Raw genomic sequence first — 10,497 nt, forward strand, 5'->3', positions numbered from 1 at the left:
AGGTGTTGCAGGTGTTGCAGGTGTTGCAGGTGTTGCAGGTGTTGCAGGTGAGCCTAACGGCATCCACTCATAGTGTCCAGCAGCGGCAGCATTTATTTTACCTATACCTGGAAATGGTAAATGTGAAACAGCAAGCCATAGCTGCTCTGCTGCATATTTTGAAAATAGCGCTTCACGGCTTTGAGCTGACTCAGCTGGGTCAAAATCCAATTCACTCGACAGCTTTGGCGCAATAAACTGCAGCTTCTCTAATTGAACAAAATCACCGGCAAAAACCATCGACTTTTTTTGACTCTGCAGCAAAAAAGAAAAATGGCCTGCGCTATGCCCTAGACTCGATACAACTTCAATATCATTAATCACTGCACCCGCTTTAAAAGTTCTTACATTTTTCAGCATCTGATAAGGTGCTAAAGCCGACCGCACTTGTCCAACCACAGCTGTATATTCCGCAGCTTTTCCATCAGACAAAGATTTTAATGTTTCATCTGCCTGCCAATATGACAGCTCCTGTTCACTGATATAGACATTCGCTAAAGGAAACACAGCCTTGGCATTATTGATTAAACCGCAAACATGATCTAAGTCTAAATGCGTCAGCAGCACCGCATTGACATATTGCGGCTTATAGCCTGCTGCTTGCATATTTTTAGCAGCAGAACCAAGCTGATCTCCCTGACAGTTGCCTGCGCCTGTATCAATTAAAGTTAAATTACCCTTTTTATTATCAATTAAAAAAGCATTCACACTGCCTGAAAATTCTGCCGATGCCGTTTCGGACAAAAGTGCCTGCAGTTCTTCTGCGGTTAAGTTCTGATTGAATGAACTGCGGCTAAACATCTTTTTACCATCATGCAATGCAACAACTTTATAGTCGCCCAAATCGAATGTGAAAAAACCGCTATTCGCCGCTGAGACCGCTGCAGCTAAAGCCGCTGTTGACGCAGATGAATGATTTGTCTCAGATGCAGAGGCGTGCAAGCTAGAAATAGCCAGCAAGATTCCCAAAAATTTGTTATTCATTATTTTGCCTTAAATTGAGTGCTTCCTAAATACAGAAAGAAGCGCTGTTTTTTATTCAATATTGTTATTGGATTTTTGTGCGGCCATTCTGCCTGATTTTTATTCATTTTTTAAGTCTTAAAACTGACTCAAATGCACAAATTATTGAATACATAGACTCATACTCAGTTCATGGCTTCAATTTAAGCAATTTCAGAAAGCTTTAATAATGCCGCGATAGATTATTGCTAGACGAAAAATACTGAATCGCTTTATGAACGCATACTCCCCTTTTAAAGGTAAAACTGGCCTAAAACGAATCTGGAATGCCGCACAATATTCACTCGACGGATTTAAGGCAGCATTTCTAAATGAAGCAGCGTTTCGTCAAATTATATTGCTTAATGCCCTATTAATTCCTGCAAGCTTCTTATTTCATATCAGCCGTGCAGAACATGCGCTGATGATTTGCGTCTGTTTATTAGCCCTGATTGTTGAACTCTTTAATTCAGCCATTGAAGCAGTTGTTGACCGTGTTTCTTTAGAGAAACATCCGCTTTCAAAAATTGCTAAAGATATGGGCAGCGCAGCTCAATTCACCGCATTAGCCATCGTATTCATCACTTGGCTTATTATTCTGTGGCCATAAGCTGCATTTAAATATTTCAGCAAACTCAATTTTTTAACTTTATAAACGGCATAAAAAAACCCTGCTTTTGCAGGGTTTTTTCGAATCAGTTCAGTGCTTAGTGAGCAGCGAATTGGTTCATTGTGTTTTTAGCATCGTCGTGCGCTTTAAGAGCGTTGTCACCAGAGAAGATCTCTTTGTGGTCATCACCGATGTCCGAACCAGCCATTGCTTGGTGTTTAACACAAGCGATACCGCCGCGGATTTCTTTACGCTGTACGCCAGCAACATATGCCAACATACCTTCAGAACCGAAGTAACCTTGAGCAAGCTCGTGAGTAGAAAGAGCCGCTGTGTGGTAAGTCGGAAGTGTGATCAAGTGATGGAACACACCCGCTTCACGAGAAGCATCTGCTTGGAATGTACGTACTTTTTCATCAGCATCAGCAGCTAATTCAGTCGCATCGTACTCAGCGCTCATTAGTTTAGCGCGGTCGTAAGCAGAAACGTCTTTACCTTCAGCAACCCAACGGTCGTAAGCTTGTTGACGGAAGTTTAAAGTCCAGTTGAACGATGGAGAGTTGTTGTAAACAAGCTTCGCATTTGGAACTGTTTCACGTACACGGTTAACCATGTGAGCGATTTCTTCAACGTTTGGCGTTGCAGTTTCGATCCAAAGAAGGTCAGCACCATTTTGAAGGCTAGATACACAGTCAAGAACAACACGGTCAATTTGTGTATCTGGACGGAATTGATATAGACCAGAAGCAAGACGTTTTGGACGGTGAAGTTTACCATCACGTTTGATTAGGATTTCGTCTTCTTGAGCATCAGCAATGTCAATTTCAGTTGTGTCTAAGTAGCTGATGTATTGAGAAGCGATGTCGCCTGGCTCTTTAACCACTGGGATTTTTTGAGTCAAGTCAGCGCCTTCAGAGTCAGTACGTGCAACGATGATACCGTCGTCAAGACCCATTTCTAAGAATGCATAGCGAAGAGCGTGGATTTTCGCGATGAAGTCTTCGTGTGGAACTGTTACTTTACCAGCTTGGTGACCACATTGTTTCGCGTCAGATACTTGGTTTTCGATTTGTAGTGCACAAGCACCCGCTTCGATCATTTTCTTAGCAAGTAAGTAAGTCGCTTCTTCGTTACCGAAACCAGCGTCGATGTCCGCAATAATTGGCACAACGTGAGTTTGGAAACCGTCGATTTGAGCAGTGATTTCAGCAGCTTTAGCAGTGTCGCCAGCTTCGTTTGCTTTTTTAAGCGCACGGAACAAGTCGTTTAATTCTTTCGCATCAGCTTGACGAAGGAAAGTGTAGATTTCTTCGATCAATGCAGGTACTGAAGTTTTTTCGTGCATAGATTGGTCAGGAAGCGGACCGAATTCTGAACGAAGCGCAGCAACCATCCAGCCAGAAAGGTAGATGTAGCGGCGTTCTGTAGTACCGAAGTATTTTTTGTTCGCAATCATTTTTTGCTGTGCGATAAAACCGTGCCAGCAGCCTAGTGATTGAGTGTATTTGCTAGAGTCTGCATCGTATGCAGCCATATCACGACGCATAATTGCAGCTGTGTATTTCGCGATGTCTAAACCAGTTTTGAAACGGTTTTGCAGTTGCATGCGCGCAGCATCTTCTGGGCTGATGTCGCGCCATGTTGCACCGAATTTTGCTTTTAATTCGCGGATTGCATCAATCGCTGATAAATATGTAGTCATGATATTTTCCTGTCTTAATATTAGGATTTTTCTGCAGCGTACTCTAAAATCACACCCTCAATGTTTTGTATAGATTTAGAGCACTTCGCTGTGATGGGTTAAGATTAGAATGAGTAAAAAAATTAATCCAATAGTCTGTATTAATTTTCGGTATTTATTTAAAAAATATGTAGATTAAAGTCTTATTATAATATAACCAACCCAGCACAAATCATTGTATATAAAGAATATTCATAATTAGTAAAAATATGAATAGTGTTTAATTTATCTTCATTATGCGCACTTTTTAACTATTAGACTTAAGTCTTGACGCAATTCCGATACTGGGAAAAATCATTTTATTGATTGTTTTACATACGGTTTTACAACTATTTCCGCAATTTATAATGAGATAGTCTTTCGGCATTTTCCATATTGAATTTTGAGGCCTAAAATTTAATGCCGCAGCATGGAGACCAAGCAATTCAGTGAGTAAAAAACATCTCATATTAAAAATAAATTTGTCCTGAAAGCCTTGATAACACTCGGTTTCTGCTTTCAGCAAAAATGCGGTCATTCATTGCCGCAATGGCTTTTTTTCATCACCTTTATACACAAAAGATTTCTAGTTATGGCATAATCAAAATAATTTCTAGAAGTTATTTTCGGTATTTATTTTATGAATTTGGAGCGGGTCGATCTTAATCTATTAATCTATCTTGATGTGCTGCTTCGTGAAAAAAACGTCACTCGCGCTGCAGAACAGCTTGGCGTTACACAGCCTGCTATGAGTAATATTTTACGCCGCCTGCGCAATTTATTTAATGATCCGCTGTTAATCCGTTCTTCTGAAGGCATGACGCCGACTGAACGCGCTTTAGAACTGCAGCCGCGTATCCGCGATGCTTTGTCTGATTTATCCATGATCTTGGAACCGCGTACAGAATTCCGGCCTTATACGTCCAACCGCGTTTTCCGTATCATGACTTCTGACTATGCCGAGGCGACACTGGTGCCCCGCTTGGTGAAAGCCCTCCGCTCTGAAGCGCCAAATGTGGTTTTAGACTTTTTAACCCCAAGTGATGTCTCTTACCGCGACATGGAACAAGGTAAAGTCGATCTTGCTATTAACCGATTCAATGAAATTCCGCAAAGCTTCCACCAAGTTTTAGTTTGGCGTGACAGTTTTTCATGCCTGTTAAACAGTAAACACCCTGCTGCCAGCAACTTAAACTTAAAAAGTTATTTAGATGCACAGCATATTTGGGTCTCTAAAACAGGCATGGGCGTAGGTTTTGGTGTCAACCCTGAAAAACAGGCTGGACTCGGTTGGATTGATCAGGCTTTAGAGCGTATTGGCCAGAAACGTAAAATTTCAGTCTTTACCCGCCATTATCAAATGCCGGGTTTATTGGCTTCAAACGTCGACTTAGTCGCAACATTACCTTCACGTATTGCTCGCTTACAGTCAAACAGTTCAAACCTGCTGATTAAAGACCCGCCTTTTTATATTCCAGAGTTCGAACTGAAAATGGCATGGTGTCCATTGCTGCATCATCACCCTGCTCACCGCTGGCTGCGTCAGCTGATTTTGTATGTTGCGCGCCAAATGATTGAAGAAGAAAATCGTGAATTTTTAATGAATAATTCTCAATTTTCACACTATTAAGTATATTTTTTCTTAAATTCTTCATTTTTAAGCTTATACTATGGCTTGAGGCAGTATTTTAGATATTCCCTCAAGCTTTTTTTATGTTAAAAATTATTCATAATAATGACGATCCGCAGGTAGATTTGTGAGCCTCTTCCAGAACATCCTAATTATAGCCATACTCATTGCTGGAGCCGGTTTCCTTTCTTTAACTGAAATCGCGCTGGCTGGCGCCCGCAAAGTGAAGCTTAAAATCCTTGCTGAATCTGGCGAGGAACGTGCTCAGAAAGTACTGGATTTACAAGAAAACTCAGCTGATTTTTTTGCTGCATCACAAATTGGCCTGAATGCTGTAGCAATTTTAGGCGGTATTTTGGGTGAAGGTGCGTTTCGCCCCTATTTTCTCAGCTTTGTACAGCAGTTTTATACTGGCAACTGGGCAGAGACGATCAGTTTCGTGCTGTCATTCACTTTGGTGACTTCATTATTTATTCTATTTGCAGACTTGATGCCAAAACGTTTGGCCATGATTGCACCAGAAAAAATTGCCGTTTCCGTTATTAATCCTATTCAAATATTCATTAAAGTCTGCAAACCTTTGGCTTGGTTTATTAACGCCATTGCAAACCTGCTGTTCCGTTTATTTAAGGTCAATACGAAACGTGATGACAATATTACCTTTGACGATATTTCAGCAGTCATGGATGCAGGCGCGCAGGCAGGTGTTCTGCAGAAACAGGAACACCACTTCATTGAGAATGTATTTGAATTGGAAGAGCGCAATGTGCCCTCAAGTATGACCACACGTGAAAATGTGGTGTACTTTACTTTAAACGAAGCAGAAGAAAGCATTCGCCAAAAGTTAGCAGAATTTCCCTATTCAAAATTTTTAGTCTGCAGTGAAGATATTGACAGCGTCATTGGCTATGTCGACGCTAAAGATATTTTGGTACGCATTCTCAACAACCAAAAAATTAACCAGCTGAATGAATCAACGATTCGTAATGTTTTAACAATTCCAGATACTTTAACACTGTCGGAAGTGCTTGACCGTTTCCGCTCTACCAAAGAAAAGTTTGCGGTGGTGATTAATGAATATGCCTTAGTTGTAGGTGTAATTACCCTGTCCGACATTATGATTACAGTCATGGGGGACTGGGTTACACCGATTGAAGCTGATCAGCAAATCATTAAACGGGATAATAATTCATGGCTGATTGAAGGCAGCACACCGATTGAAGACATTAAGCATGCGCTTGAAATAGATGAAATGCCTGATGAAGAAAATTACGAGACACTGGCTGGCTTTATGATGTACCGCCTGCGTAAAATTCCTCGTCCTGCAGATACGGTGATTCACAGCAATTACAAGTTTGAAGTTGTCGATGTCGACCACTTTAAAATTGACCAGCTGCTGGTCACGCGTTTACTGCAGCAGCCTGAAGAACCACCTGAAGAACCAACAAGTTAAATGATTGATTTAAAGTAGGGTTAAGCGTGCCCTACTTTAAAGACAAAAGACAAAACAATAAAAAATAACGGATATACCTCATGTCGATACATGCTTTATTCGCCTGCTTCAGTTTTTATTCTGCAGTGTATTTAATTTACCGCTTTTTTGCTGTCCAGTCCGAACCCTTATATTTAGTTTTTGCGGTCATCCTATTTATCTGCTCTTGGTTAGTAGTTCCAAGCCATAACAGCCGAAAGCGCAGAAATTTCGACCAGACAATGCAAATGGGCTGGGATTCAATCCTCTTTGATCCGCTCATCTTTTGGTGGCGCCTGTTCATGCTTCCTATTCGCTTATTCTTTCGTTTTTGGCTGCATGATTAGGCATTTATATGCTTTATTCAGCCACAGCATAATCCATCTTACTGACTAAACTCCATCAAAATTCTTATGGCTATGTTTATTTAAACCGCAAGGACTTGCATCGTAAAACCCAACAGTTTCAATCACATGATTTTTCAATCAACTAAGCTTTTATTTTATTGATTTTATCTTTGCAGAAAATAGTGATTAAATTCACATTTTAAATACATGGTTTTGCCCCTGCTGGTTTTTTATATCCTCCCTGAGCGCTTTACCGCCACCGCTTGGATAGCCCATTAATTATGGCCTGCAAACTGCCCAGCGGCATTATGAACCTATCACTGTGGAGAGGCCTAACGACCCGCACGCTGCTGTCGACCCAAGTGGCGTATTTATCCCGATGGTTCTGCCTATGCTGTCTGCAATTGCATGGCTGTACCTCCTTGGCTTTATATACGGCTGTATGGAGCGCAAACGTTTAAGCATTATTGAATTGGATATCAGCCATGACCATAAAATTCAGATTTTAAATAACCCTGAAGCCAACCCTCACATTTGCGCTGGTTTAATGGCCTCCTGACTTTAGCGCTGATGATTTACTGTCACCGCTTGTACCTTCAGCTTATTTACTTAGCGGTTTAGCAGGTATTGAATTTAGCCAGCATCAGAAATCCACTATTATTTGGGCCATTATTACCTGTTTCATTATGCTGGCTGCCGGTCTTTTTTGGCATGCTCCCATTTTACTCCGGTCTTAGCTGAAAAGCTTATGGCATAAAAAAGCGCCTAAGGCGCTTTTTTTATGCAGAAAAATCAGTAGTTGCTGATCAATGCATCAAGTACAGCCTGATAGTGAATCGTGATGTCATCTTCAAGAATCTTGTAGGCATTATCAAATTGAACCATTGGCCAACCCTCTTTCCAAAATGGAAATATGTTATGCAAGTCATGTGTCACAATTGCATCTTCACGAGTAATCGCTTGGGAAATTTGGCCCAATACTTGCGCTGTTTCTGCGCCATCAATTGCCATATAATCAATACCGCGCGCTTTTAAAATACGGATACGGTCTTTTTTATAACGGATTTTTTTGCTTTGGCCTTCATTTAATTTCAGCGCCAAAGTTACCGCTTCTACAAATTTTTCTTCAAATTCGTGGCTTAGTGAAACCAATGCCTGCTTATGCGACTCTTGACGGCCCGCTTTTCCGCCATTTCGGATTATTGCTTCCGCCTCTGTATTCAACACATCTTTTTTCATCGATGTCAGAATATCTAAGATTTCGATATCGCTTAAGGATTCAGGAGATTGATCAGCCATACACTGCCTTTTAACAAACAAATTCAAAAAAGTATTTTCTCATATTCAACCCATAAAAAGGGAAATATCTTTCAGTCATGCGCTAATTTTATGCAAACCTAAGCCTTCGCCGGAAATTAGCTGGCCGCGGCGTTTAAATTTGCTTTATATTGTCGGCTTATTTCATTTTGCATACATAGACCATGAAGGAACAACAGGCCAAGCTTTTTTTAGAACAATTACAGCTGCAGTATCCTCAGGCATTTAAAAGAAATTTTTTGCTTTATAGCATGCTGAAAACCAAAGGTTTGTTTGATGAATTAAAAGAACTGATTCCTTGGGTCTTGGCAGCCATGATTTTTGTTTCAATCAGTATGGTGCTGAACAGTCAAATTGAAATACTCTTTACGCAAATAGGCAGTTTTCGGGCTTACGGCCTTGCCGTTCTCAGCATCATGCTTTTTTTTATGCTGCTCTGCCCGCTGATCATCAAACAAATCAAACACAGCTCAACTTCACTCTACCAGCAGCTGCGCCATACCCCCATTAAACTTGCGGCGATTATTATCTTGCAGGCGATAAATATTGCCTTTATTGAAAACTATTTACTGCAGTCTGTCTTATTCTTTTTTGCTTTGAGCTTCGGCTTTATCAAATTTTATAAAGAAAACCTATTCCGCCCAGATACAGCGCTAAAAGATTATTACTATTTAGATGAAACACGCCGTGTCTGCTTTTGGTTCTATAAGCAAACCCTGAAACAGAAAATACAGCTGATTTTCACCATGAACAATGCAGAACGCCAAAAGTCTTTAAAGCAAAATATTCAGCAGCTGCAAGATTTGCATCTACAAACGCTGAATTTTGAAGATATGTTATGCAAAAGCGTTAAACATGTTGATATTGATGACTATTTAGAAGAAATCAGCAAATAAAAAACTGGGCATATTGCCCAGTTTTATTATTCCATTTTAATACTCATGCACTTTTAGAAACTGTTTTAATCTGTTTCATCTTAGGATCAAAAGACATGATTTTTTCTGATGCCGCATCCAGCTGATAACTCTTTGTTTTTACACTATCAACAAACATCCAGTTAGAGCGGACTTCATCCGGATTAAATTCGACCAGAAGCCAGCCGCGCTGATTTAAATTGCAGTATTGCAGTTCATCAATCAGCAAATTAAAAGCCTGTTCAAAACTGCGCAAGTCTTCTGTACTGATTTGCAAATACTTCTCCATGCCTGGAGAGGACACCGAACTGACCGCAAGCTCTATGCCAGCTTGTATGCCATCTTGAGCAAAGAGCTCAGAATGCCATGCATTATGTGTATCGCCCGCTAAAACCACGACCTGCTTTTTCAGCTGTTTCAGTATGCTGTACAAATGCTCTCGTTCATAAACATATCCATCCCATGCATCCAAATTATAAGGAACTGCAGTTCGAATACGGGCAATTTGCTCAGCCGTCAGCTTGGACGGATCAGCCAAATACTGCATTTTAATCATGGTCAATTCAGCAATGACCTGCTTAATGCGGTTCAGCTCAGCGGCGCCAGCTGTACCGCTTTGCACCTGAGCCAGCAAAGCTAAGATTTCTGCAGGTATATGCATTTTCGCCATTAAGACCTGCTGACCCAAAACATTCCATTTAGCCGATGAAGCCCCCAATGCGCTGCCAAGCCATGCCAGCTGATCTTGTCCCAGCAGCATACGTGACGCGCTGGCCAAATCTGTCATAAATTTAGCGCCATCTAAGTTGCCTGCGGTATCCATATAATCCGCATAATCCAGCTGCTTGCTGCGGGCAATCATTCGAGTATCCAGCATATTCAGCTGTACCAAATTACCATAGTTAAACTGGCGGAAAATATGCAAATAATCGTTTTCATTTTTCGCTCGAATCGGCATCCATTCAAAATAGGCTTTTAAAGCTGCCGCTTTTCGCTCAATAAAGCTGCCTTCATTTGCCTGATGGTTTTCTGCGCCTTCCAGCCATGTATCATTGCTCAGCTCATGATCATCCCATATCACAATAAAAGGATGACGCTGATGCAAAGCCTGTAAATCGGCATCTAAACGATACAGCGCATAACGCTTGCGGTAATCCGTTAAAGAAATGGTCTCTTTATTATTATCTGCTGCCAATTCCCGTCCCAGCGATTCGGCATCCTCTGCGGCATAGCCGCCTTGACCATATTCATAAATATAATCGCCTAAATGCAAGACTGCATCGACATCCAGTTTGGCCATTTCTTTATAAACATGAAAATAGCCTGCTGGATAATTTGAACAGGAACACACTGCAAAACTGACTTTATCCAATGCGGTATTCACTTCAGCTAAAGTTTTGGTCTGACCTGCAGGAGAAAGCACTTCACCAAATTTAAAACGATAAAA

The 10,497-nt window shown here is 41.0% G+C and carries 8 protein-coding genes and 1 pseudogene; 5 read left to right on the forward strand and 4 right to left on the reverse strand.

Annotated features, from left to right (window positions below; translation table 11 throughout):
- Window positions 1-1,023: MBL fold metallo-hydrolase (locus D7V32_RS16080; RefSeq protein ID WP_147394234.1), on the reverse strand; the 1,023-nt coding region annotated here is incomplete at its 3' end.
- Between the two features lie 253 nt (window positions 1,024-1,276).
- Here D7V32_RS16080 and D7V32_RS16085 point away from each other — a divergent pair.
- Window positions 1,277-1,651: a diacylglycerol kinase gene (locus tag D7V32_RS16085; RefSeq protein WP_120403833.1), complete on the forward strand. Its 375-nt coding sequence runs from the start codon at window positions 1,277-1,279 to the stop codon at window positions 1,649-1,651.
- Between the two features lie 97 nt (window positions 1,652-1,748).
- Here the strand turns inward: D7V32_RS16085 and D7V32_RS16090 are convergent, their stop codons facing one another.
- A complete protein-coding gene (locus D7V32_RS16090; RefSeq protein ID WP_120403834.1) occupies window positions 1,749-3,353 on the reverse strand; it encodes an isocitrate lyase in 1,605 nt (534 codons plus the stop codon).
- A 658-nt stretch (window positions 3,354-4,011) separates the two neighbouring features.
- Between D7V32_RS16090 and D7V32_RS16100 the strand changes: the two genes are divergently transcribed.
- The 3 genes and pseudogenes from D7V32_RS16100 to D7V32_RS16115 form a co-directional block, all read left to right on the forward strand.
- Window positions 4,012-5,001: a LysR family transcriptional regulator gene (locus D7V32_RS16100; RefSeq protein WP_120403836.1), complete on the forward strand. Its 990-nt coding sequence runs from the start codon at window positions 4,012-4,014 to the stop codon at window positions 4,999-5,001.
- Window positions 5,002-5,128: 127 nt separating this feature from the next.
- A complete protein-coding gene (locus D7V32_RS16105; RefSeq protein WP_120403837.1) occupies window positions 5,129-6,454 on the forward strand; it encodes a hemolysin family protein in 1,326 nt (441 codons plus the stop codon).
- 631 nt (window positions 6,455-7,085) lie between these two features.
- Window positions 7,086-7,395: pseudogene (locus D7V32_RS16115) on the forward strand (citrate transporter); the annotation flags it as partial.
- A gap of 216 nt (window positions 7,396-7,611) precedes the next feature.
- On the opposite strand, the gene D7V32_RS16120 reads toward D7V32_RS16115, so the two are convergent.
- On the reverse strand, window positions 7,612-8,118 hold the full coding sequence (locus tag D7V32_RS16120) for a hypothetical protein (protein ID WP_120403839.1): 507 nt from the start codon (window positions 8,116-8,118) through the stop codon (window positions 7,612-7,614).
- 182 nt (window positions 8,119-8,300) lie between these two features.
- Here D7V32_RS16120 and D7V32_RS16125 point away from each other — a divergent pair, with 182 nt between their 5' ends.
- The gene (locus D7V32_RS16125; protein ID WP_120403840.1) at window positions 8,301-9,032 is read left to right on the forward strand and encodes a hypothetical protein; all 732 of its coding nucleotides are present in this window, start codon (window positions 8,301-8,303) and stop codon (window positions 9,030-9,032) included.
- Window positions 9,033-9,075: 43 nt separating this feature from the next.
- Here the strand turns inward: D7V32_RS16125 and D7V32_RS16130 are convergent.
- Window positions 9,076-10,497 (reverse strand): alkaline phosphatase D family protein (locus D7V32_RS16130; protein WP_120403841.1); only part of this gene is annotated, 1,422 nt, incomplete at its 5' end.

The sequence above is a fragment of the Acinetobacter tianfuensis genome, from assembly GCF_003611465.1.
Lineage (GTDB): Bacteria > Pseudomonadota > Gammaproteobacteria > Pseudomonadales > Moraxellaceae > Acinetobacter > Acinetobacter tianfuensis.

Excerpts from the sequence above, each read along its gene's own strand:
- D7V32_RS16085 (WP_120403833.1), top strand. The coding sequence starts at position 1,277 with ATGAACGCATACTCCCCTTTTAAAGGTAAAACTGGCCTAAAACGAATC.
- D7V32_RS16090 (WP_120403834.1), bottom strand. The coding sequence starts at position 3,353 with ATGACTACATATTTATCAGCGATTGATGCAATCCGCGAATTAAAAGCA.
- D7V32_RS16100 (WP_120403836.1), top strand. The coding sequence starts at position 4,012 with ATGAATTTGGAGCGGGTCGATCTTAATCTATTAATCTATCTTGATGTG.
- D7V32_RS16120 (WP_120403839.1), bottom strand. The coding sequence starts at position 8,118 with ATGGCTGATCAATCTCCTGAATCCTTAAGCGATATCGAAATCTTAGAT.
- D7V32_RS16125 (WP_120403840.1), top strand. The coding sequence starts at position 8,301 with ATGAAGGAACAACAGGCCAAGCTTTTTTTAGAACAATTACAGCTGCAG.